Source organism: Planomicrobium sp. CPCC 101079 (assembly GCF_007859275.1).
Taxonomy (GTDB): domain Bacteria; phylum Bacillota; class Bacilli; order Bacillales_A; family Planococcaceae; genus Planococcus.
In genome coordinates this window covers 1-22641 of record NZ_VOHC01000010.1, presented here as the reverse complement: position 1 = coordinate 22641, position 22641 = coordinate 1, and the positions used below count along the sequence as shown (strand labels likewise).

Genomic DNA, 22641 nt, shown 5'->3' with positions numbered 1-22641 from the left:
CCCCCTTTAGTTTATGGTGTTTCTGTTCAAGGGCAATCGGCTTGAGAAAACACATTATTGTTCTGCCGCTGAATTCGGCGACCAGACATAAGCAGTCTTCGGCAAGCCACCGATCCCCTCTTTCTTTGATAGCAAGTGGAATTCCGGCACAAGTTCATCTCTTTTGAGCAGTCATCAATGCATGCTGAATAAGGCTTTTCACAAACTGATCGAAATGCGCGAAACGAGGGTCTTGTGTCTGGCCATTCTTAAAGCGAAAGTAAATTTGTTGAATGATGACGGCCAACTTAAAATAGGCAAATGTCAGATAGAAATGCATTTCCGATATGTCCCGTCCGCTTTTTTCTGCGTACCTTTGCATAAATTCCTCCCTAGTGTAAAAACCTCTCATCACGGTCACTGGTTCTTGTCCAAGACCCTTTTTCAATAGGGGCGGGTCATCCGGTTCAATCCAGTAGCTCATAGCAGCACCTAAATCCGCCAATGGATCACCGACAGTCGTCATTTCCCAATCAAAGAGACCTGTAATCCGAGAGAAATCTTCCGAAAATAAGGCGTTGTTCAACTTGAAATCATAATGAATAATCGCCGGCCGCTGAGAGTTCGGTACATTTTGCGCCATCCATTCCGTCAATTCACGAACTCCGGCAATTTCTTCTGTTTTTGAACGGTCAAATCGGCCAACCCACCCTTCCACTTGGCGCTTCATGAAGCCTTCGGGTTTCGCCATGGCGGCAAGCGGCGTTTTTGTATAATCAATTGCATGCAATTCAACCAGCAGATCGACCATTTGCTCGGAAATTTTTTTACATAGATGTTCTGCCGGTTCAACAGCTGCCGGAAAAGAAGTATCAAGAACGGTTCCATGCCGGCGCTCCATAACAAAAAATGGGCTATCGACAACTTGAAGATCATCCGAAAAAACAAACGGTTTCGGAGCTGCTGGAAAAATGGGATACAGTGCAGAAAGTATTCGGAACTCCCGTTCCATATCATGCGCTTTTGGGGCAACCGGACCAAGCGGCGGCCTGCGCAGTACAGCTTCCCACTCTTCTATTTTTAGAGCGTATGTTAAATTCGAATGCCCTGTGCCAAATTGCCGGATGTGTAATTTGCCCTCAGGTATCCCTTCAATATGATTGCGCAAAAAAATGCTGAGCTTTTCATTATCCAGCTCTTCCCCAGACCTTACGTGAATGGTGTTATTTACTGAGTGTTCCATGCTTGGCTCCTCTCTCTTCAGAACTTTATATAAAAAAGAGAACAGATTTTTAAACCTGTTCATGCCGTATTTTTTGTTTGTACTATCCTTTGAATCCGGATTCTTCGCGGAGGGCGCGCCGCAAAATCTTACCGACGTTAGTTTTTGGCAATTCTGATCGGAATTCTACTATCCGAGGCACCCGGTAAGCGGCCATTCTGCCGCTTGCCCACTCAATGATTTCTTCTTCTGTAGCTTCTTGCCCCGCTTTTTTGACAATGATCGCTTTTACGCTTTCTCCGCGATAAGGGTCTGCAACACCGATTGCGACCGCTTCTTGGACAGCTGGATGTTCGTACAGCACTTCTTCGATATCCCGGGGGTAAACATTGAAACCGCTTGAAAGAATCATATCTTTTTTGCGGTCGACAATATAGACATAGCCTTCTTCGTCCATTTTTGCGATGTCTCCAGTGAAGAGCCAGCCACCACGCAATGTATGCGCAGTCTCTTCCGGCATATTCCAATAGCCTTTCATCACTTGTGGTCCGCGGATGATCAATTCCCCAGCCTCGCCAATCGGCGCTTCTTCTTCGCCTGTCGCCAGATCGACGACTTTGTATTCGGTAGAAGGAAAACCGATGCCGATGCTTCCTGGTTTCCGCTTTGCAAAAGGCGGATTGCAATGAGTGACCGGTGCGGCTTCAGATAAGCCATACCCTTCCAAAATTTTAGCGCCTGTTTTCCGTTCAAACTCCCGCATGGTTTCTATCGGCATCGGCGCGCTTCCACTATTGCATATATGGATGCTGTCGATTCCGTACTTCTCCGCATCCGGATGGTTGGTGATGGCGATGTACATTGTTGGCACGCCTGGAAATGTCGTCGGTTGTTCGTTTTTGATCGTCTCCAGCACTTCCTGCAAATCAAAACGCGGCAATAAAATGTTTTTCGATCCATTCAAAATTGATAAGTTCATAGCGGAAATCATGCCAAAAACGTGGAACAGCGGAATGACTGTCAAGCAGCTTTCTTCGCCAAATGCCACTTCTTGTTTGAAAAATTCTTGAGACTGCAATGCATTTACCGCTATATTGCGGTGCGTCAGCATGGCACCTTTTGATTGTCCGGTAGTGCCGCCCGTGTATTGCAGCACAGCCACATCTTCATGAATGTTTATATGAATTGGCGCAATATTGCCATCGCCTTTTCCAAGAAAAGCTTCAAATGAACAATCTGTTTCGAGCTTCAGCTGGTTTGGTTCGAAACTTACGACAATAATTGTTTTCAAATTTGTTTCGTCAGCAATCGCTTTAATGCGGGCGTATAACGGTTCGTAAACAACAATCGTTTCTGCACCAGAATCATTCAGCAAATACAGAAGTTCTCTTTCGATCAGCATTGGGTTTACTTGGGTGACAATGCCACCAGCTTTCAGGATGCCATAATAGGAAATGACATACTGCGGGCAGTTTGGCAGCATAATGGCGACACGATCGCTTTTTTGGATACCGGATTTCTGAAGAGCTGACGCAAAAACGCTCGAAAGCCCATGCAATTCCCTATAAGTGATTTCTTTGTGGTAAAACTTCAAAGCGATGCGATCAGGTATTTTCCCTGCCACTTCCGCCAGGAACTCGGGCATCGTTTTTTCAGGATACGAAAAATCTGAGCGGACACCTTCTGGATAATGCTGGAACCACACGTTTTCCAATTTCATTCAAATTCCCCCTTTATAGATGATCTGCTATTTTAATGCGCGAGCGAACGGCTCTTCCTTCTCCTGATATTTTTGCAGCTCAAGTTTCGCAATTTGATTGCGGTGAACTTCGTCAGGACCATCGGCCAAACGAAGTGTCCTAGAGTTGGCCCACTGGGCAGCAAGCGTAAAATCATCACTTACTCCAGCAGCACCAAAAGCTTGTATCGCGCGGTCGATAACCCGCAATGCCATATTCGGTGCCGCCACTTTTATCATCGCAATTTCCGCTTTTGCTTCTTTATTGCCGGATGTATCCATCATATAAGCGGCTTTCAGCGTCAAAAGCCGCGCCTGCTCAATTTCAAGGCGCGAATCAGCGATCCATTCGCGGACGACGCCTTGATTTGCCAGCGGTTTCCCGAACGGGCTGCGCTCCTGAACCCGGCGGCACATTTCTTCAAGTGCCCGTTCTGCCGCTCCGATCAAGCGCATGCAATGGTGGATTCGCCCTGGGCCTAAGCGGCCTTGAGCGATCGCAAACCCTTTTCCTTCGCCCCAAATAATGTTTGCTGCCGGCACTCGGACATTGTCGAATGTGATTTCAGCGTGTCCGTGCGGCGCATGGTCATAGCCGAACACGGTCAGCATCCGTTCAACTCTTACTCCTGGAGTATCAAGGGGAACTAAAATCATCGATTGCTGTTCATACTTTGGCGCCTCTGGATTGTTCTTTCCCATGACGATGGCTATTTTACAACGCGGATCTCCTGCTCCTGACGACCACCATTTCCGTCCATCAACAACATATTCATCTCCGTCCCGGGTGATTGATGCGGCAACGTTGGTCGCGTCGCTGGATGCCACATCCGGCTCTGTCATCGAAAAGCACGAACGGATTTCTCCATTCAGCAAAGGCTTTAGCCACTGCGCTTTCTGTTCTTCAGTTCCGTATCGGACGAGCACTTCCATGTTTCCGGTATCCGGCGCATTGCAATTGAACACTTCTGGTCCGATCAGTGATCTGCCCATGATTTCACAAAGCGGCGCATATTCTTGATTGGTTAAACCGGCTCCGTATTCGCTCTCCGGCAAAAACAGATTCCATAAACCGGCATCTTTCGCTTTTTGTTTCAACTCCTCCATAACCGGCGGCACTCTGCTCCAGCGGCTTTGCTGCCCGTTCAATTGCTCTTCAAATACTTTTTCGTTTGGGTATACATGCTCTTCCATAAATAAAACCAGTTGTTCCTGCAATTTTCTTGTTTTCTCTGAATACGAAAAATCCAACAGCCATCCCTGCTTTCTTAATACTAACCAGTTAGTATGTTCAGAATATTAACTTAATGTTAGCGTTTTCATTTTCGAAATGCAAGGAATCTTTTAGGCATTGCATCGTAGATTTACTAGTAAAAGACTAAGGTTCTTTAAAGAAAACCTCAGTCTTTTTCGTCAGACCCGGCTGAACCGCTGAAGGAAATTTTTCAGCCTGTCGCTTTTTGGCTGCAGAAACAATTCTTCCGGAGGGCCTTGCTCAACTAAATAACCATCAGCGAAAAAGACGACGCGGTCTGAAATTTCCCTGGCGAAATCCATTTCATGTGTAATCAAAATCATCGACATGTCGCTGTGCTCGGCTAAATCCTTGATAACTTGCAGGACTTCGCCCACCAGTTCCGGATCAAGCGCAGAAGTCACTTCATCAAACAGCATCACTTTCGGCTGCATGACAAGCGCTCTGGCAATCGCTACCCGCTGCTTTTGGCCACCCGAGAGCTGGAATGGATAGTTATTAATTTTGTCGGCCAAACCGACTTTTTGAAGCATTTCGATTGCTCGTTGTTCGGCTTCTTTTTTGCCGAGGCCGAGTACTTGGATCGGCGCTTCTGTACAGTTGCGCAGGATGGTCATATGCGGAAACAAATTAAAATGCTGAAAAACCATGCCGATGTTCCCTCGAATCTTGCTCAAATGCTTTTCGTTGGCATCCACTTGTTTGCCGCTCGTTTTCATATGCCATAAATTTTCGCCATTGACTAAAATGTCGCCTTCCGTCGGCTTCTCGAGCGTCATGAGCATCCGAATAATAGTTGTCTTTCCTGAACCGCTTGGGCCAATGATGGAAACTTTTTCACCGGGTTTTATGTCCAAATCAAACCCTTTTAGCACTTCCAGGTCGCCAAACGATTTTTTTACATTCTTAAACTGAACAATGGGTTGCGTCGTCATGAAATCACATTCTCCTTTTTCACTTTTTTGTCTTTGCGCATATACCGGTTGTTCATGCGCCTCTCAGCAAAGCCGACCAAAAGAGAGGACGGGTAGCTCAACAGTAAGAACAACAGTCCGACTATCGTATAGACTTCAACAAACGAAAAAACTTGCGAGCCGAGGTTCCGCGCAGTCAAAAGCATTTCATTCACCGAAATTGCCATTAGGAGCGGTGTTTCCTTGAACAAAACGATCAAGTAATTGCCGAGCATCGGAATGATCGGCGGAATGGCTTGCGGCAAAATAATTTTCGTCCATGTTTTCGTCTTATTGAAATTGAGCGCTCTGCTCGCCTCCCATTGCCCTTGGTCGACCGCTTCAATGCCTGAACGGTAAATTTCTGATAAATACGTGCTGTAATGGATGCCGAGCGTCGCGATGCCCGCTGTCATCGCCGACATTTCAAAACCGACCACTGGCACCATTGGCCAGGCAAAATAGACGAAAAACAATTGTACCAGCACCGGAGTACCCCGGACAAACTCGATAAAAGCATAGGTGATCCATGCAAGGGGCTTGAACTTGGATCTTCTGAGCAAAGTAAGCAAAAGCCCAACAATCAATGCCACTGCAAATGCGGCTAATGTGATTCCTAGCGTGACGAACATGGCACGAAATATCAACGGAAAAACTTCTGCGGCGTATGACCAATCGAAAATTTCCATTATGTACTAGCCACCCCCCGGGACGCGCGCCTTTCAAGATACCGCGATAAAATGATCAATGGCAAAGCCAGCACAAAATACATGACAAGCAAGACCGCGAAAACTTTAAGGCTGAGGCTGTAATCCGACGCCCGCAGATTTTGCGCCAAATACATCATATCCTGCAGCGTAATCAACGAAACCAGTGATGTGCCTTTTAAGAGTTCAATAGAGATATTGCCGAATCCTGGCAGCATTGTCCGAAGAGCCTGCGGCAAAATGATTCGGCGCATGCGCTGAAAGCGCGACATGTTCAAAGCAATGGCCGCTTCTGTCTGCCCCTCTGGAACAGCAAGGATGGCACTTCTGACAATCTCGGATGCATAAGCGCCGTAGTTCAAGCCGAGTGTGACGACTCCAGCCAAAAACGGTTCAAGCCGGATATCGAACAGCTGCGGCAAAACAAAAAAGATCCAGAACAGCTGGACCAGCAACGAGGTCCCTCTGAAAAATTCCACGTAGACCGTCGTAAGCAGCCTGACAGTTTTGAACCGGGAGACGCGCGACAGTCCCGCGATGAAGGCGACGATAAAAGTAAGCACACCAGCTGCAGCGAGCAAACTGACCGTGACTGTAACACCTCTCATCAATATACCGACAATATCAATCGTCTCCATAAGACTCACTCCTTTTAATGGCTGATCTTAACTAACTGCGCCAGATGCTCCAATAGAGTATCTGGCGCAGTTACGTCCTATTTCTTCAAATCGGATCAGCCAGCGCAAAGCTCTTCTGTCGTAACATCCCCAGGCAAATTTTCTTCCGTAAATCCGAACGGTTCCATCAGCTCCAATAATTTTCCGGATTCTTTGAATTCCGCCAGCACTTCATTGTACCGATCCACTAATTCCTGATCGTCCGGATGGAAGACTGCGGCTCCATAGCCGATCACTTCTTCTCCGTCGACAAGCGGCTGTTCAACACCTTCTACAATTTCAATGTTTTGCGCATCTTGGTCTTGTAATGCTGTCCGCAATGTTAAATCGGTCATCGTAATGGCATCGACTCTTCCGGTATCAAGCGCCGTAATGACAGCCGAAATATCGTTTACTTGCTGAATCTGATCATCGGCTACGCCATTCGCCAGCATATACTCGCGTTCTATCGCGCCGGCCATGACTGCTACTTTCGCATCTGGATTGCTTGCAATGTCTTCATAGCTATTAATATCCATCGGATTTCCGGCTTGAGTGGCAATGCCGATTCCAATCCTGTATTCCGGTTCGCCAAATGCGGCATTTTCGCAGCGTTCCGGCGTGATGTACATACCGGCGGTCACCGCATCAAAATTCCTGGAATTCAAACCGCTGATCAAGGAATCGAAATCGACTACCGTTCCTTCCACTTCCTCCACACCCATTTCTGCAAAAACAGCCCGGGCAATTTCTACTGATTGGCCAGTGATCGATCCATCATTCTCCTGATAAGCATATGGGCGCTCATTGGCAAACCCGACCGTTACTGTTCCTTCTTCTTCGATCGTTTGCAAGGTGCTCCCACTGCCGCCGCCTCCTGAAGAACATGCCGCCAGCATTAAGAATGCTATGGATCCACTTGTGAATTGCTTCCACTTCTTCATGGCGCTCTCCCCTTTGTTTGATAGTCAATCTGCAAGAAGAAAATTTATCTGAATATTCTTTCTTATTGTGTCATTTTTATCCTAACATATTTTTGATACTTAAAATATATTTAGCCAGGTTTTATTAATTTTTTCTTCGTCTCATCAAAATTGGGAATAATGTTTTCAGATTCATTCAACTTTTCTTTCAAAACACCTTGACCTTCTCTTTCCATTCGACTATATTTGATTTAACTTGAAGAAAGAGGTGAGGCATTATGGCTATTTTATTTTCTAAAACGCAAATCCAGTCTATAGTGCCCCCTTCTGTGTATCGGCCTTAACCGATATGCTTCTTCCATTATGCCTGGGGACCATGGACTGCGATTTGCGCGCATCCATGGTCTTTTTATTATGCATAAACAGGAGGAATTCACATTGAATAAGATTGAACAGTACGGTTGGAATAATAGCTGGCTAGAAAAAGCCTCAGCCCCGGGAATCCCCGGGCGCGTGATACTAGAACACAAACATTTATACCGAGTTGTAACAGACAACGGCGAGTGGCTCAGCTCCCTTTCCGGAAAATACAAGCACGAACACGGTTATCAAGCGTTTCCATCAGTCGGCGATTGGGTTATGGTCGAACAAATGCCGGGCGAAGAAAAAGGGATTATACAAAGCGTCCTCCCCCGTTCTTCCCAGTTTTCGAGGAAGTCGGCTGGCGATACTTCAGAAATTCAAACCATTGCGGTCAACGTTGACTTTGTATTTTTGGTCATGTCGTTGAACCAGGATTTCAATATTCGGCGCTTAGAGCGCTACTTGATCGCCTCTTGGGATTCCGGTGCAAATCCGATTGTCGTGTTGACCAAAAAGGATCAATGCGCGGACATCGAGCCGTATCTACAAAAAGTGGAAGCGGTCGCTTTTGGTGTTCCGGTTTATGCCGTTTCGAGTGTCACCGGCGAAGGCATCGACAATTTGCAGAAAATCTTGGCAGGCGCTAAAACCGGCGCTTTGCTCGGTTCTTCGGGTGTCGGAAAATCATCGCTGATCAACGCATTGTCCGGAAGCGAACTGATGGCTGTACAAGGAATCCGCGAAGACGACAGCAAAGGGCGCCATACGACAACGCACCGGGAACTGGTGTTATTGCCGACAGGCGGATTGCTGATTGATACGCCGGGGATGCGGGAATTTCAGCTCGGGGATTCCTCGGAAGGCATGGAAACAAGTTTTAGCGATGTGGAAACTTTGGCGGATGCATGCCGTTTCCGCGACTGCAGCCATGGCAATGAACCCGGCTGCGCCATCCAGGAAGCACTGGCTACCGGAGAACTGCCGCGTGACCGCTACCAAAGCTATTTGAAATTGAAGCGCGAACTCGCCCATATGGAACGAAAGAGCGACCTTGCTGCCCAAAAAGCAGAGCGCAATAAGTGGAAGCAGGTTACGAAAGACTACAGAAAACGGCCCGTGAAAAAACGATGAAGCAATAAGATAAAGCAACAAAAAGGAGCGATACGTTTGTACGTATCGCTCCTCAGGCTTTCCAGAAACTCTTGTTGCTCTTTTCACATTGCGCTCCATGCGGACGCTTTCCTCGGGGTGCGGCCTAAGCCTCCTCGCTCGCTGCGAAAACCTTGTGCTCCTGTCTCTGCATCGCTACGCTAGCTTCGAGACATGAAAAAGCGTTGCATCGCTGCGCTAGCTTCGTCGCAAATGAGTTGGGCAAATTACTTTTGCCCAACTCATTTCCTGCGGGGTCTCAGGACTCGCACCATTCCCGCAGGAGTCGCCACCTTCCGCTTCATTTAGATATCTATCTAAGCAGGTAAGCTTTGTCTATCCTAGTAACCAAGTGATCAAAGTAGAAAGCCTTTCGGCTGAATAAGGGAAGCTAGCTTTGTTCCAATCCATTTCCCTTAGCTATGGAGCAAAACAGCGGAGACTCCTGCGGGATAGCGCAGTGCCGAAATCCACTCGGGCAGTTCGCCCGAGTTAGTTCGGCGCAAGCCCGCGGAAAGCGGAGCTGTTTTGCGGAATAGCAACGAGGACATTTCCTGATCCCTTCACTATAGGAGTTATTCAACAACCGAAAAAAAAGAGTGATACGTTTTCGTATCACTCTTTTTTATTGTGCAGGCTCTGTAAGTCCATGTTTGACTGCGTATAGAGCTGCTTGTGTGCGGTCTTGAACGCCGAGTTTTGTAAAGATATTGGAAATATGGGTTTTGACGGTTTTTTCTGTTACGAAAAGCGCCGAGGCGATTTCCCGGTTGCTCTTGCCTTTCGTCAGTTCAAAAAGCACTTCCTGTTCCCGTGGAGTCAGCAGATTAACCGTATGCGGCGGAGGTTCTGCCGGCCCTTTCAACAGTTCAGAAGTCGCTTTCGGATGAAGCGTATTCTCCCCTCGCATCAAACTCCGCAGCGAGGCAACCAATTCATCCGGCTCGATATCTTTTAATTGATAACCGGCAGCCCCTGCCTCAATCGCCGGCACGACATGGTCCCTGTCCGAAAAACTCGTCAGCATCAAAATGGTGATGTGCGGATTTTGTTCTTTTATTTTTCGAGTCGCTTGAATGCCGTCCATAACCGGCATCACCAAATCCATCAAAACGATGTCAGGCTGAAGTGCCGCCGCCATTTCGACTGCTTCTTTTCCATTGACCGCTTCCCCAATCACTTCAATGTCTTTCTGCGTTTTCAAGAAAAACAACAAGCCGCGCCTGACAACATGGTGATCATCTGCTATCAATACTTTCACTTACAACTCCCCCTTCAATAAGGCATTCGCACGAGAATTTCCGTCCCTTTTCCGATTTCGCTTGACCATTCGACCGCTCCACCTTCCGCTGCCGCACGGTCACGCATGCTTTGAATGCCGATTGACGGAATGTAGATCCCTTCCTCAATCGCAAATCCCCGGCCTTCGTCTTTCAAGACGAGCAAGACATCCGAAGAGGTGACAGACAAATACAGTTGCACTTTGCTGACCCCCGCGTGTTTCCGGACATTATTCAATGCTTCCTGAGCGATTCGGAACAAGGTTTCCTCGATTCGCGATGGCAATTGGATAACACCGGTCACTTTCAGTTCCAGCGACAAGCCCAGCATCTCAGCATATCCCTTAATGGCTTCAAGCAAACCGCTTTCCAGCCCTTTTGGACGCAGCTGCCAAATAAGCGCCCGCATTTCATTCAACGCTTCCTGTGTTAAGTGCTGGATGTCCCGAAACGTCTCTTTGACGTCCGGATCTTCAGTCATTTCCATTCCACCACGCGCAGTCAAAGTGACAGAGAACAGCAGCTGATTAACTGAGTCGTGCAAATCACGCGCCAGCCGGTTGCGTTCTTTGACAAGGGCGAGTTCTTGCTCTTGCTTTGTCAGCCCGATGCGCTTGATCGCGGAACCGATTTGGAACGCGACTGATTCGAGCAAAGCCAGTTCATCATTTGAAAAACGAACCGTATCGGGCGCAGCAATATTCAATAACCCGAATTTTTCTTCACCCGATTGCAGCGGCACAGTAGCGTGGTGGGTAATGCCTTCTGTATCCCCTGCTTTGGCGGAAAGCGCGTTTTCAATCCGCTGGCATGCGATAATGTTCGATGCCTTTTTCAGATTGCTATCCCGGTAGCGTTTGACGCACCAGCAGCCACCTTTTTGCAGATGGCGGCAATCTTGGTCTTCAAGCGCCGGCGGCAAATTGGCATGCGCTACCAATTGATGCTTGCCACTGCTATCGATGAAAAAAATCCAAGCGGTCTCGAAATTTGAGCCTTTCAGCAATTTGTCAATCGCCCCATCGAGCATGCGGTCCATATCCGTTTCTTCATTAAGAAATTCGGCAATTTCTTTTAATAACGTCACATTGGAATGTTCGTCTAAAACCATAATTTCCACCTCACTGCCTATACCTAAACGATACACGTTTTATACACAGTTGTGCCTCAGCCTTTGGAATGAAAAAGCTCCCTGCAAGAGGGAGCTGCTTTGTTAGCGTCTGTTCATTTCATCCAGGAAAGACTCTTTGATGAATTCCAGCTTTTCATCGCTGTCCCGCTCGGTATCCGCAAATACGCCGAAATAGTATTTCACTTTCGGTTCCGTGCCGCTCGGGCGGACACAGATCCATGAACCATCTTTCAGGAAATATTTGAGGACATTCGATTGCGGCAATTCGATTTTTTCATGGGTCGCAAGATCTGTGAATACACGGTTTTGCGTTTCGTAATCTTCAATCATGACAACCGGAACACCAGCGATGGCCTGAATGGGCTCTTTGCGCAATCCTTCAAGCAGCGCACTGATTTCCCGGGCGCCGTCAATGCCTTTTTTCGTGATCGATACAAGGCTTTCGCGGTACCAGCCAAAGCGCTCATACAGCCCGACAAGCACATCGTGCAGGCTCTTGCCTTGCTGCTTGTAATAAGCAGCAGCTTCGACAAGCAATAAGACTGACTGCACTGCATCTTTATCACGGGCAAAGTCCTTGATCAAATAGCCGTAGCTTTCTTCGTATCCGAATAAAAACTCAAAAGTCTTATGTGCATCATTTTCTTTTAATTTTTCACCAATGAATTTAAATCCGGTAAGCACGTCTTCACAGCCAACTCCGTATGCATCAGCGACAACTCGCCCAAATTCAGAAGTAACAATGGTCTTGAAGATACGGCCGTTTTCCGGCAGTGTGCCTTTGCGTTCTTTTTGGCTGAGCAAGTACTCAATCAAAATTGCGCCGGTCTGGTTTCCGCTTAAAAGTTCATAGTGTTCGCCAGCCCAAACCGCAATCCCTACGCGGTCGCCGTCCGGATCCACAGCAATCAATAAATCCGCTCCGGCATCTTTGCCGTATTGCATTGCCATTTCAAAAGCAGAAGCTTCTTCTGGATTCGGTGATTTGACTGTCGGGAATTCACCATTTGGCTCCATCTGTTCTTTCACATACGTGACGCCGGTATAACCCGCTTCACTCAACAAGCGCTGCACCGTCGAGCCGGATGCGCCATGAAGCGGCGTAAACACTGCTTGGATTGGGCCCGCTTCATGTTCCTGTACGGTTAACGCATTGGCAATATAAGCCTGGTCCATTTTTTCATCAATCATGACAAGATGATTTTCTTGGAACTCAGCGTTGCTGATATTGAGTTCATCTTCTACCTTGCTTACATAATCAATGACGCGGTCGGCATCCGCCAAATTCAATTGGGCACCGTCTTCTCCGTATACTTTATAGCCGTTGTATTCCGGAGGGTTGTGGCTTGCTGTAATGACAATCCCCATAAACGCGTTCAGATAACGCACGCTGAAAGACAGCTGAGGCGTTGTCCGAGGAGCGCTGTATAAATAGGTATGAATGCCGTTTGCAGCAAATGTCCGCGCCGCTTCCATCGCGAATTCAGGGGACATGCGGCGGCTGTCATATGCAATGACCATCCCTCTTGCCATCGCTTCTGCGCCATTCTCTTTTATGTAATCCGCAATGCCTTGAGATGCTTTCCGCACAGTATAAATGTTCATGCGGTTTGTGCCCGGTCCGATTTCCCCGCGCATGCCTCCAGTTCCGAACACCAAATCCTGATGAAAAGCGTCTTCTGCCCACTTGTCGTCATCTTTTAACTGGTTCAAGGTTTCTTTTGTTGTTTCATCCAATTGATCGTGTTCAAGCCAGCGCTTGATTTTTTCTTGCCATGCCATAAAAATCCCTCCCTTTCTTTTACATTTAGTTTACCAAAGAACACAAAAAAAAGCCGCTCCCATTTTGGAAGCGGCTTCTATATATCAATCTTTTTTATATTCCACGCGGTAAACATCGTGGCGGCGGTCCTTCAATTGCTTGACCGTACCGTTTTGGCGTTGGCGGCGCAAAATCTCAAGATCCACATCCCCGATCAGCACCATCTCCAAGTTGGCGTTTGTTTCCCCGACAATGCCATCGCGGGCAAATTCAAAATCGGAAGGCGCAAAAATGCCGGACTGGGCGTATTGGATATCCATATTTTCCGTTTGCGGCAAGTTGCCGACTGTCCCGGAAATGACTGTGTAAATCTGGTTTTCTACAGCACGCGCTTGTGCACAATAACGGACGCGCAAATAACCTTGGCGGTCTTCAGTACAGAATGGCGTGAAAATGATATTGGCTCCCATATCTGTCGCAATGCGGGCAAGTTCAGGGAATTCAATGTCGTAGCAAATCTGGATGGCGATTTTTCCGCAATCCGTATCAAACACGCGGACTGAATCGCCTGCTGAAATTCCCCACCATTTCCGTTCATTCGGCGTAATGTGAATTTTATACTGTTTGTCGATCGAGCCATCGCGGCGGAACAAATAAGCAATGTTGTAAATTTCATCGTCTTCTTCTTTGACGAAGTGAGAACCGCCGACAATGTTGACGTTATAGCGCACTGCAAGATCGGTAAACAATTCGATATACTGAGGTGTATACTCGGTTAATTTACGCACTGCCTGGCTTGGCGATGGCTCATTCAAGAAGGACATGAGCTGTGTCGTGAAAATTTCCGGGAACACAACAAAGTCGGAATGTGCATCAGATGCCACATCGACAAAATATTCCACTTGGCTTGCCAAGTCTTCAAACGATTCGATGGCGCGCATCAGATATTGGACCACACAGATGCGGACCGGCAAACTTGTTTTGAAATGGCGTTTGGAAATCGGCTTATAATCCACATTGTTCCATTCCATGAGTGTCGCGTATTTTCCTGAAGCCAAGTCGTCATCCAAATAGTTCGGATTGATGCGCATGAGCTGGAAACCGTTCATCAATTGGAAAGTCAACACAGGATCGTAGATTTTATGGCGGGACACCGAATCCACGTATTCTCTTGGCGACATTTCATCTGCGTGCTTTGAATAATTCGGAATCCGTCCACCGATGATAATCGACTTCAGGTTCAATTCTCGCGCCAATTCCTTGCGCGCTTCGTAGAGCCGTTGCCCGACCTGCATCCGCCGGAACTCCGGATGGACCATTACTTCGATCCCGTACATATTGTAGCCATCAGGATTATGGTTGGTGATATATCCGCCGTCAGTGACATCGTCCCATGTATGGCGGTCATCGTATTCATCAAAGTTTATCAATAAGCTCGAGCACGAGCCGATCACTTTTCCATCGAGTTCAGCTACAAGCTGCCCTTGTGGAAAAACGCCCAAATGGCTTCTCAATTGCTCTTCTTTCCACGGGTCCATCCCCGGGAAACATAAACGCTGCATTTCCATAATTGCATTTATATCGGCATACGTCATCTCGCGGATGATCATGCTTTTTTCGAAATTGGATAAATCGAACTGTTCTGGCACTGCAGCCACTCCTTCACAAAAGATTCATAGTTCATTATATAGGATAGTCTACTATCATGATAATATTTTACTTGCCGAGGTTTAAGAATTATACTTTTATAGAAGAAAATCTTGAAAAGAGGTACTACTTATATGTCCAAGCGCCAAGAAAACGTTTTGCTGTCCATGTGGGTGGTCTCACTGGCTGCTACAATGGGATCACTTTATTTTTCTGAAATCCGGGGGTATGTACCATGTGAATTGTGTTGGATCCAACGCATTTTCATGTATCCGCTCGTTATCATCATCGGAGTTGCTTATGTTCAGAAAAATGTGCGCATCGCCGCTACTACCATGATTTTTGCCATTATCGGCGGCTGCATCTCCCTTTACCACTACGGAATCCAAAAGCTGGCTTTTTTGGCTGACTCAGCTCCTGCCTGCGGGCAAGTACCATGTACCGGCCAATACATCAATTGGCTAGGATTTATCACCATTCCATTTTTAGCGCTTATCGCATTTACATCCATCGCAGGGCTGAGCATTTATTTATGGAAAACACTCAAGGAGGAAAAATAAAATGAAAAAAATGATAGCCATCGCGGCTGTTTTCGTCCTTATTTTCGGATTGATCATCTTCTTGACCAATCAGTCGAATGACAAAAAGCTTGCAAACAATCCTTACGGCACAGAAGATTTGGAACAGCCGACCATCGATCAGTTGGACGATGAAAACTACCAGAACATTGCATTGCCAGCTGAAGTCAATGAAAAGATTACAAGCGGCGAGCCGACGACAGTTTATTTTTTCAGTCCAACTTGCCCTCATTGCCAGGCAACAACTCCGGTTTTGATGCCGGTTGCTGAAGATATGGCTGTAGACGTCATGCAGTACAATCTGTTAGAGTTTGAACAAGGGTGGACGGATTATGCGATTGAAGCAACGCCTACACTTGTCCACTACAAAGACGGAAAAGAAGTGGCACGCTGGGTCGGTTCACAGCCGAAAGAAAATATTGAACAGTTTTTCAATGAAGTTGTTTTAAAATAACTGACAAAAGGATCATGTGCAGTGCGCATGATCCTTTTTTATGGAGGAAAGCCAAATGAGCTGGAGTTATGAAGTGAAAGACGACGGCATGACTGTCGAAGAATTGCTGCGGTCCGAATGGGGATTAGGAAAAAAGGTCGTCCATGAAATGCGGATGGCGAAAAGCGTGAAAAACGATAAGTTTCAAGAGGTAATTTGGAAAGAACCTCTCGCCAAAGGAACGGTTTTGCATTTCGACTTGCCTCCTGCATCGTCGCCTTATGAGCCGAAGCACGATGTGGAATTGCCGATATTGTTTGAAGATGACCATTTTCTCATCGCCAGCAAACCGAAAGGCATGAAAACACACCCGAACGAAACAGGCCAGATCGATACATTCATCAACGCCATTCTCGGCCATATCGTCCGCAATGGCGGTTCCTATGCCGAACATGTCCATCGTCTTGATCAAGGAACGTCGGGCTTGTTGATGGTGGCCAAGCATCCAGTTGCTAAAAATGTCTTGGATCGCATGCTCGAGCAAAAACAGCTTGTCCGTGATTATGAAGCCGTCGTCAAAGGGAAAGTCCGCGAAAAATCCGGAACCATCGACGCGAAGCTAGGACGCGACCGCCATCATGCTTCCCGCCGCATTGCATCACCGACCGGCCAAAGCGCAGTCACCCATTATAAAGTGATCAAACAAATGGAAGGCAAATCAATCCTCCACCTGACGCTTGAAACCGGCCGGACTCACCAGATCCGGGCGCACCTCGCCCATCTTGGAAATCCGATTATCGGGGATGAATTGTATGGAGGAACGCCGACACAAGACGGCGCCTATCACCTGCATGCATTTCGCATGTCATTTATCCACCCGTTTACCGGCGAAAAAATTGTGGTTGAAGACACTTCACGGTAACCAAGAACATCAAGCAACCTGCATAGATTTCTCTATGCAGGTTTTTTATTTTGCAAAAGTCACTTGCGGCCGTACAACAAGCAATGGTAAACATAGATGCTATTTTTCTACGCCCAGTCCGCTGCTATTTCCCAATTGCCAAGTGCTTTGCGGATATAGATAATCTGCCCGATATGGTACGTGTTATGTGTACAAAGATTGGATAGCGCTCCCCACCAGACAGCTTCTTCCGGAAATCCTGGAATTGATTCGTGAAGCTGCTCTTCGGTAGATTCTTCAACGGCCCTTTGCCACTCTCCAAGTCCGGCGTCTAGTGCAGCAACGTGGTTTTGCCAAGAAGTCTCTGTCAATTCCTCAATAGTCCGGAAAGTCGAGGAGTTAAGTTCCGGTCCCTATCCAAAACGAAAAACCGCCAATCATTCAATGGATCGGCGGTTTGTTTTATCAAGCAGTTATGTTATCCGGATGAATGCCAGTGCGGCGGTCTTGGTTGAGTGCATCAATTATCGCCATTTCTTCTGCAGACAACGAAAAATCATAAACTGAGGCGTTTTGTGCAATGCGGGCTGGCGTCACGGATTTTGGAATGACGAGCAAATCGCTTTGCAGGTGCCAGCGGATGATCACTTGGGCAACAGTTTTGCCATGGGCGTCCGCAATTTTCTGAAGAGTACTTTCCATTAATAAGGTTCCGCGTGCCAGAGGCGACCAAGAAGTGACAGCAATGTCGTTTGTTGCGCAAAATGCGCGCAGCGGCTTTTGCGTCAAGTGCGGGTGCAGTTCGATTTGATTGACCATTGGTTTTGTATTGGCAGTGGCCATGATTTTTTCAAGATGGTGCTCTTGGTGGTTGGAAACTCCAATAGAACGGACCAGTTTTTCATCGTACAAGCGCTGAAGCGCCCGGTACGTATCTTCGTACTTGCCGGGAACCGGCCAATGCGTCAAATACAGATCCAAATAATCAAAGCCGAGCCGCTCGAGAGATGCGTCAAATGCCCGCAATGTTTCATCATAGCCTTGGTCCGAGTTCCATACTTTTGAGGTGATGAACAACTCTTCCCGTTTTGTGTCCGAAGCGCGTACCGCTTCCCCCACTTCCCGCTCGTTGCCATACAATGCCGCCGTATCAATTGCACGGTAACCGCCGTTGATGGCAGTGACCATCGCCTCTACTGCAATTTCCTTATCAGTCATCTTGTAAACACCGAGGCCGAAACGCGGCATTTCAATACCATTATGTAAGATTTTTGTTGAGTTGATTGTAAGTTCCATAACATTCACCCTTTCTTTCCTCATTGTACAAATAGCCGGCACAAATATCGACTTTCCACTTTTTTTTCTAAAACTCTTGCTTTTTCTTTTAAAAGCGAATAATATTTGAAAGGTCGTTTAAAATGTTCGTGTTTCGAGAGGAGTTTAATGATGTTTCATTTAAAAGAATATGGAACAGATGTAAAAACTGAAGTATTGGCAGGAACTACCACGTTTTTGACAATGGCTTATATTGTCATCGTGAATCCAGTTATTTTAGGAGCGGCGGGCGTGCCGTTTGACCAAGTATTCCTTGCGACAATTATCGCTTCTGTAATCGGCACATTATGGATGGCGCTATTCGCCAATTATCCGATTGCCATAGCTCCCGGCATGGGGTTAAATGCGTATTTCACGTCGATGGTGCTGGCTTCCGGCGGTGCGATTGATTACACCACTGCATTTGCGGCGGTTTTTGCCGGAGGATTGATTTTTGTTGTTTTGTCATTGACGCGTTTGCGAAAAGTATTGATTGAAGCCATTCCGGAAAACTTGAAGCATGCCATCACAGCAGGAATCGGGCTGTTCATCGCTTTTATCGGCATGCGCCTAAGCGGCATTATTGTTGCCAACGAAGCAAATTTAGTCGGGCTTGGGGATTTGACTTCCCCGCCTGTAGCATTAACATTGCTCGGCTTATTGATTACCCTTATTTTCATGTCGTTGAACATACACGGCGGTATCTTCTATGGAATGATTGTTACAGGCCTTGTCGCCTTCTTCACAGGGCAACTGAAATTCGGGGATGGATTCTTGAAACTGCCGTCCTTGCCGGAAGGCATCATCATCTGGAACCCGCTCGAAGCTTTTCAACTTGTTATCCAGTATGGCTTATACGGCGTCGTGTTCTCATTCTTGCTTGTTACGCTGTTTGATACGACTGGAACGATGATCGGGGTTGCCAAACAAGCAGGATTGATGAAAGAAAACAAAATGCCGCGCATGCGCCAAGCATTGCTTGCCGACTCGGTCGCCGCTACAGCGGGTGCCATGATCGGGACCAGCCCGACCTCCGCTTATGTGGAATCGTCAGCTGGGGTTGCTGCGGGCGGGCGGACAGGTTTGACAACTTTGACGGTTGCCATCCTATTCATCATTGCCGCTTTTTTCGGTCCGCTTGTCGGTTCTTTATCAAGCGTTGCTGCAATTACATCGCCTGCTTTGATCATTGTCGGCAGCTTGATGATTGGCGCGGTCAAACAAATCGACTGGGAGCAATTTGACGAAGCGTTCCCCGCTTTCTTGATCATCCTGGCTATGCCTTTGACTTCAAGCATCGCAACAGGAATTGCGCTTGGTTTTATCTCCTATCCTTTGATGAAGATTTTCAAAGGAAAGGGAAAATCGGTCCATCCGATCTTGTATGTATTCGCAGTGCTTTTCACCATTCAAATTTTGATTGCGCCTCATTAAAAAGCTTTATCAATACTACGATTGCAAAACAAAAAAAACCGCCTTCTCGGCGGTTTTTTCCATTTTTATATTCTTGCGCGTCGGTCTGAAACTGCAGCCGAGAAAATAAGAACAACAGCTGTCAGCAAGTGAAGCGCCCAACCGATCAGCGGGAACCAAGAGACTAAGCTTGTGATAATCCCTAAAATCGAACCGCTCTTTGGTGAATATTCCCGAAAACAGAAAAACAATGTGATCACATGGAGGACAAACATGACGCCAAGCGCTGTATATCCGGTGCTGACGACAAATCCACCGCCAATGAACGGAATCGCTAAGAATGCTTCGGCAAGCCCCGTCAACCACAATAAAGCCACAGAAATTTTCATTCTCATTCTTTTCACCTCTTCCCCGAAACTTTCGTATGTTATATATACGAATGAGTTCTGATTATGTTTCAATTTATTTTTTCTTTCTTTAAATCATTCACAGATATGGACAGAAATTCTTCACATTTCATTCCGCACTATTATTTCATTTTTCCCGTGTATAAGCTATACTAAACAACAGATGCACATTTCAAGGAGGTCGTTAATTATGAACTTAATCCTTATTTTAGGTGTCGTGGTAGCCTTCTTATCAGCTATTCTTTCAGCTGGGCACGACGACAAACCAGGTACATTCGACGAGAAATAATGCAAAAGGACAGCGATTCCGCTGTCCTTTTTTCATTTTAATCCTGGATAATCCTGCTGGCGCAACGCTTCGTACATCAAAATAGCCGCCGTATTGGACAGATTCAGCGAGCGGATATGCTCGTTCATCGGAATCCGCAGGCAACGGTCCAGGTTCTCGTCAATCAATTCTCTTGGCAAGCCTTTTGTTTCTTGGCCGAACACGAAGAAATGATCTTTTTCTCTGTCCGAAAAATCGAATGTCGTATACGTTTTCGTGCCGAATTTGGTAATGTAATAGAATTCCCCGTCTTTGTAGCTGTCGAACAGATCCTGCAGCGAATCCTGGTACGTCAAATCCACGTGCTCCCAGTAATCAAGGCCTGCGCGCTTCAACATTTTATCGTCTGTTGAAAAGCCAAGCGGCCGGACTAAATGCAATTTCACTCCTGTTCCTGCACAGGAGCGGGCGATGTTCCCGGTATTTGCCGGAATCAGCGGTTGGTACAAAACAATGTGTATAGCCAAATCTTTCACTTATCCTTTCAATTTTTCAGCAAAAAATGCCAATCCTTTGTGAATTTCTTCAAGCACTTCTTCATCCTGCTCTTTTTGCCCTGCTTGTTTTAAAGCGATAAGCCCTTCAGCCGTTCCAATTTTCCCGATTGCCCAGGCGGCTGTTCCCCGGATGACAGGCCGGTCATCATTAATCAGTAAATCAATCAATGCCGGTACGGCGCCCTCTTCCTTGAAATGCGCCAGTGCCAAGATGGCATTGCGCTGAATCGGCTTTTTGCCGCGCCACGAACCCGATACATAGCCGAACTTCGCTTTGAATTCTTTATTGGAAATCGAGAGCAGCGGCTCTAGCAGCGGCTTGGCGATTTCCGGATCCGGTTCGAATTCCGCATGGATCTGGTTGGCTTTCCGTTTGTTTTTCGGGCACACCGTTTGGCAAGTATCACAGCCATACAACCGGTTGCCGATAACTGTCCGGAATTCATCCGGCAAAAAACCTTTTGTCTGCGTCAAAAACGAAATGCAGCGCTGGGCGTTCAATTGGCCGCCTTCCACAATCGCACCTGTCGGGCACGAATCGATGCACAGCCGGCAATCGCCGCATTGGTCTTCCATCGGTTCATCAAACCGGAACGGAATGTTGGTGATCATTTCCCCGAGGTATACATACGATCCAAACTCCGGCGTGATGATGTTGGTGTTTTTCGCGCTCCAGCCGATGCCGGCGCGTTCCGCCACTGCCCGGTCTGACAATTCACCCGTGTCTACCATTGACCGCATACGGGCATCAGGATAATGGGCCGCAATAAAGGCTTCCAATAACGTCAGGCGTTCCTTCAGCGCTGCGTGGTAATCTTTCCCCCAAGACGAACGGGAGAAAATGCCGCGCCGCGCCCCCTTCACGCCTTGCGGTGCGTCTTTCATTTTTGACGGATAAGCTATCGCAATTGCGATGATGCTCACCGCTTCATCCAGCAGCAGATCCGGCCGTGTCCGCTTGTCGATGTCCGGTTCTTCAAATCCGGACTGGTACTTCAATTGCTGCTGGCGGAGGAGCCGGTGGCGCAAATTATAAAAAGGCTCTGCCGATGCAAAACCGATTTTATCAATCCCAATTTCAGAGGCATATGCAACAAGCTCTTGTTGAAACCCTTCGAGATTCATTGTTGGTAACCCCTCACTCTATTTTATGATACGATGATTAAAACCCATTTGGAAGGAAGATTGCGCATGGACATCTCAATCAATCCTAAAATTATCGAAATTCTTCCTGATTTTAAAATAGGAACGATTCATTATAACAATATCACCGTTTCCGAGTCACCTCAAATGTTAAAGGGCCGGCTCCAGCTTTTCCAGGAACAATTATACTTTGATTTGGAAGACAAAGAAATCACCGATTTTCCGGGACTCCTCGAATGGCAACTGTTGTGGAAAGCGCTTGGCTCAGATCCCAGCCGTTACCGCCCATCCGCAGAAGCTTTATTCCGCAGAATCCGCAAACAGAATTACTTGACGCCTGTCCATTCAGGAGTAGATATGAACAGCTTTCTTTCGCTGCAATACGAAATCCCGCTCGGCCTGTACGATGCGGACAAAATTTCAGGTGCTGTGGAAATTTCCGTCGGCACCGAAGAAGATCAATACGAGGGCCTCAACAACCGCATCAATACCTTAACCAATATTCTTGTATCTAAAGATGAGCAAGGCGCTTTCGGCAGCCCGTACGTCGATTCTAAACGCACGATGGTCACCGAACAGACTGCCAATGCGCTACATATCTTTTATTTGCGCCCGTCCATGGACCGCGACACTGCGATCCAGCTGTTGACTGCCGCATCCAATATGTTCACCGGCATCAACGGCGGCGACGCTGACATTGCGGTTTGGTGAATAACATAAAAACCACTCTTCGAAAAATGGACTGACCCGTTAATTTGAGACACAAGAAAAAACACCTAGACTGCCATTGTCCGGTATTCAACCGGAGAGTGGCAGTTTAATTTTTGGAACGGTCGGATGTAGTTGTAATAATACATGTAA

General features: G+C 47.1%; 23 protein-coding genes. 6 read left to right on the top strand and 17 right to left on the bottom strand.

What is annotated here, in order from left to right:
- Positions 1 to 154 precede the first annotated feature (154 nt).
- From FQV28_RS04275 to ehuB, 7 genes are all read right to left on the bottom strand, one after another.
- The gene (locus FQV28_RS04275) at positions 155 to 1222 is read right to left on the bottom strand and encodes a phosphotransferase family protein (protein ID WP_146494342.1); all 1068 of its coding nucleotides are present in this window, start codon (positions 1220 to 1222) and stop codon (positions 155 to 157) included.
- Between the two features lie 82 nt (positions 1223 to 1304).
- Positions 1305 to 2921: a long-chain-fatty-acid--CoA ligase gene (locus tag FQV28_RS04270; protein WP_146494341.1), complete on the bottom strand. Its 1617-nt coding sequence runs from the start codon at positions 2919 to 2921 to the stop codon at positions 1305 to 1307.
- 27 nt (positions 2922 to 2948) lie between these two features.
- On the bottom strand, positions 2949 to 4190 hold the full coding sequence (locus FQV28_RS04265) for an acyl-CoA dehydrogenase (protein ID WP_146494340.1): 1242 nt from the start codon (positions 4188 to 4190) through the stop codon (positions 2949 to 2951).
- A 162-nt stretch (positions 4191 to 4352) separates the two neighbouring features.
- Positions 4353 to 5129, bottom strand: a complete 777-nt coding sequence (ehuA, locus tag FQV28_RS04260; protein ID WP_146494339.1) for an ectoine/hydroxyectoine ABC transporter ATP-binding protein EhuA — start codon at positions 5127 to 5129, stop codon at positions 4353 to 4355.
- Positions 5126 to 5836, bottom strand: coding sequence for an ectoine/hydroxyectoine ABC transporter permease subunit EhuD (gene ehuD / locus FQV28_RS04255; RefSeq protein WP_146494338.1), 711 nt, complete (start codon positions 5834 to 5836; stop codon positions 5126 to 5128). The genes ehuA and ehuD overlap by 4 nt, the downstream gene beginning before the upstream one ends.
- The gene (gene ehuC, locus FQV28_RS04250) at positions 5836 to 6492 is read right to left on the bottom strand and encodes an ectoine/hydroxyectoine ABC transporter permease subunit EhuC (RefSeq protein WP_146494337.1); all 657 of its coding nucleotides are present in this window, start codon (positions 6490 to 6492) and stop codon (positions 5836 to 5838) included. Before ehuC ends, ehuD begins: the two co-directional genes overlap by 1 nt.
- Positions 6493 to 6587: 95 nt before the next feature.
- Complete coding sequence (gene ehuB / locus FQV28_RS04245; RefSeq protein WP_146494336.1) at positions 6588 to 7454, bottom strand: ectoine/hydroxyectoine ABC transporter substrate-binding protein EhuB; 867 nt, start codon at positions 7452 to 7454, stop codon at positions 6588 to 6590.
- Between the two features lie 393 nt (positions 7455 to 7847).
- On the opposite strand from ehuB, the gene rsgA reads away from it, so the two are divergent.
- Complete coding sequence (gene rsgA / locus FQV28_RS04240; protein WP_186763777.1) at positions 7848 to 8927, top strand: ribosome small subunit-dependent GTPase A; 1080 nt, start codon at positions 7848 to 7850, stop codon at positions 8925 to 8927.
- A gap of 643 nt (positions 8928 to 9570) precedes the next feature.
- Here rsgA and FQV28_RS04235 read toward each other — a convergent pair.
- The 4 genes from FQV28_RS04235 to FQV28_RS04220 form a co-directional block, all read right to left on the bottom strand.
- On the bottom strand, positions 9571 to 10206 hold the full coding sequence (locus FQV28_RS04235; protein ID WP_146494334.1) for a response regulator: 636 nt from the start codon (positions 10204 to 10206) through the stop codon (positions 9571 to 9573).
- A gap of 14 nt (positions 10207 to 10220) precedes the next feature.
- On the bottom strand, positions 10221 to 11336 hold the full coding sequence (locus tag FQV28_RS04230; RefSeq protein WP_146494333.1) for a GAF domain-containing sensor histidine kinase: 1116 nt from the start codon (positions 11334 to 11336) through the stop codon (positions 10221 to 10223).
- A gap of 102 nt (positions 11337 to 11438) precedes the next feature.
- Positions 11439 to 13139, bottom strand: coding sequence for a phospho-sugar mutase (locus FQV28_RS04225; protein WP_146494332.1), 1701 nt, complete (start codon positions 13137 to 13139; stop codon positions 11439 to 11441).
- Between the two features lie 84 nt (positions 13140 to 13223).
- Positions 13224 to 14768, bottom strand: coding sequence for a carbon-nitrogen hydrolase family protein (locus FQV28_RS04220; RefSeq protein ID WP_146494331.1), 1545 nt, complete (start codon positions 14766 to 14768; stop codon positions 13224 to 13226).
- 132 nt (positions 14769 to 14900) lie between these two features.
- Here FQV28_RS04220 and FQV28_RS04215 point away from each other — a divergent pair, with 132 nt between their 5' ends.
- The 3 genes from FQV28_RS04215 to FQV28_RS04205 are packed head-to-tail and all read left to right on the top strand — an operon-like array spanning position 14901 to position 16699.
- The gene (locus tag FQV28_RS04215) at positions 14901 to 15326 is read left to right on the top strand and encodes a disulfide oxidoreductase (RefSeq protein ID WP_146494330.1); all 426 of its coding nucleotides are present in this window, start codon (positions 14901 to 14903) and stop codon (positions 15324 to 15326) included.
- A 1-nt stretch (position 15327) separates the two neighbouring features.
- Complete coding sequence (locus FQV28_RS04210) at positions 15328 to 15798, top strand: thioredoxin family protein (RefSeq protein ID WP_146494329.1); 471 nt, start codon at positions 15328 to 15330, stop codon at positions 15796 to 15798.
- Between the two features lie 55 nt (positions 15799 to 15853).
- Complete coding sequence (locus FQV28_RS04205) at positions 15854 to 16699, top strand: RluA family pseudouridine synthase (protein WP_146494328.1); 846 nt, start codon at positions 15854 to 15856, stop codon at positions 16697 to 16699.
- A gap of 107 nt (positions 16700 to 16806) precedes the next feature.
- Here FQV28_RS04205 and FQV28_RS04200 read toward each other — a convergent pair whose 3' ends face one another.
- Both FQV28_RS04200 and FQV28_RS04195 read right to left on the bottom strand, forming a co-directional pair.
- Positions 16807 to 17049, bottom strand: a complete 243-nt coding sequence (locus tag FQV28_RS04200; RefSeq protein WP_255472798.1) for a DUF1572 family protein — start codon at positions 17047 to 17049, stop codon at positions 16807 to 16809.
- A 94-nt stretch (positions 17050 to 17143) separates the two neighbouring features.
- Positions 17144 to 17974, bottom strand: coding sequence for an aldo/keto reductase (locus tag FQV28_RS04195; protein WP_146494326.1), 831 nt, complete (start codon positions 17972 to 17974; stop codon positions 17144 to 17146).
- A 150-nt stretch (positions 17975 to 18124) separates the two neighbouring features.
- On the opposite strand from FQV28_RS04195, the gene FQV28_RS04190 reads away from it, so the two are divergent.
- Complete coding sequence (locus FQV28_RS04190) at positions 18125 to 19426, top strand: NCS2 family permease (protein ID WP_146494325.1); 1302 nt, start codon at positions 18125 to 18127, stop codon at positions 19424 to 19426.
- A gap of 65 nt (positions 19427 to 19491) precedes the next feature.
- Here FQV28_RS04190 and FQV28_RS04185 read toward each other — a convergent pair whose 3' ends face one another.
- The 3 genes from FQV28_RS04185 to queG form a co-directional block, all read right to left on the bottom strand.
- Entirely contained in the window at positions 19492 to 19800 is a 309-nt protein-coding gene (locus tag FQV28_RS04185) for a hypothetical protein (protein WP_146494324.1), read from the bottom strand.
- Positions 19801 to 20133: 333 nt separating this feature from the next.
- Positions 20134 to 20607 (bottom strand): tRNA (uridine(34)/cytosine(34)/5-carboxymethylaminomethyluridine(34)-2'-O)-methyltransferase TrmL, encoded by a 474-nt coding sequence (gene trmL / locus FQV28_RS04180; RefSeq protein WP_146494323.1) that lies wholly within the window; start codon positions 20605 to 20607, stop codon positions 20134 to 20136.
- Positions 20608 to 20616: 9 nt separating this feature from the next.
- On the bottom strand, positions 20617 to 21762 hold the full coding sequence (queG, locus tag FQV28_RS04175; protein WP_146494322.1) for a tRNA epoxyqueuosine(34) reductase QueG: 1146 nt from the start codon (positions 21760 to 21762) through the stop codon (positions 20617 to 20619).
- Positions 21763 to 21828: 66 nt separating this feature from the next.
- Here queG and FQV28_RS04170 point away from each other — a divergent pair, with 66 nt between their 5' ends.
- Entirely contained in the window at positions 21829 to 22491 is a 663-nt protein-coding gene (locus tag FQV28_RS04170; RefSeq protein WP_146494321.1) for a B3/B4 domain-containing protein, read from the top strand.
- A gap of 65 nt (positions 22492 to 22556) precedes the next feature.
- Here the strand turns inward: FQV28_RS04170 and FQV28_RS04165 are convergent.
- Positions 22557 to 22641, bottom strand: an 85-nt coding sequence (locus FQV28_RS04165) for an IS3 family transposase (protein WP_146494376.1), incomplete at its 5' end; no start/stop codon positions are given.

Excerpts from the sequence above, each read along its gene's own strand:
- ehuB (WP_146494336.1), bottom strand. The coding sequence starts at position 7,454 with ATGAAGAAGTGGAAGCAATTCACAAGTGGATCCATAGCATTCTTAATG.
- FQV28_RS04170 (WP_146494321.1), top strand. The coding sequence starts at position 21,829 with ATGGACATCTCAATCAATCCTAAAATTATCGAAATTCTTCCTGATTTT.
- ehuC (WP_146494337.1), bottom strand. The coding sequence starts at position 6,492 with ATGGAGACGATTGATATTGTCGGTATATTGATGAGAGGTGTTACAGTC.
- FQV28_RS04195 (WP_146494326.1), bottom strand. The coding sequence starts at position 17,974 with ATGGAACTTACAATCAACTCAACAAAAATCTTACATAATGGTATTGAA.
- FQV28_RS04215 (WP_146494330.1), top strand. The coding sequence starts at position 14,901 with ATGTCCAAGCGCCAAGAAAACGTTTTGCTGTCCATGTGGGTGGTCTCA.
- FQV28_RS04185 (WP_146494324.1), bottom strand. The coding sequence starts at position 19,800 with ATGAGAATGAAAATTTCTGTGGCTTTATTGTGGTTGACGGGGCTTGCC.
- queG (WP_146494322.1), bottom strand. The coding sequence starts at position 21,762 with ATGAATCTCGAAGGGTTTCAACAAGAGCTTGTTGCATATGCCTCTGAA.
- FQV28_RS04230 (WP_146494333.1), bottom strand. The coding sequence starts at position 11,336 with ATGGTTTTAGACGAACATTCCAATGTGACGTTATTAAAAGAAATTGCC.
- rsgA (WP_186763777.1), top strand. The coding sequence starts at position 7,848 with ATGCATAAACAGGAGGAATTCACATTGAATAAGATTGAACAGTACGGT.
- FQV28_RS04270 (WP_146494341.1), bottom strand. The coding sequence starts at position 2,921 with ATGAAATTGGAAAACGTGTGGTTCCAGCATTATCCAGAAGGTGTCCGC.
- FQV28_RS04210 (WP_146494329.1), top strand. The coding sequence starts at position 15,328 with ATGAAAAAAATGATAGCCATCGCGGCTGTTTTCGTCCTTATTTTCGGA.
- FQV28_RS04275 (WP_146494342.1), bottom strand. The coding sequence starts at position 1,222 with ATGGAACACTCAGTAAATAACACCATTCACGTAAGGTCTGGGGAAGAG.
- ehuD (WP_146494338.1), bottom strand. The coding sequence starts at position 5,836 with ATGGAAATTTTCGATTGGTCATACGCCGCAGAAGTTTTTCCGTTGATA.
- ehuA (WP_146494339.1), bottom strand. The coding sequence starts at position 5,129 with ATGACGACGCAACCCATTGTTCAGTTTAAGAATGTAAAAAAATCGTTT.
- FQV28_RS04190 (WP_146494325.1), top strand. The coding sequence starts at position 18,125 with ATGTTTCATTTAAAAGAATATGGAACAGATGTAAAAACTGAAGTATTG.
- FQV28_RS04225 (WP_146494332.1), bottom strand. The coding sequence starts at position 13,139 with ATGGCATGGCAAGAAAAAATCAAGCGCTGGCTTGAACACGATCAATTG.
- FQV28_RS04205 (WP_146494328.1), top strand. The coding sequence starts at position 15,854 with ATGAGCTGGAGTTATGAAGTGAAAGACGACGGCATGACTGTCGAAGAA.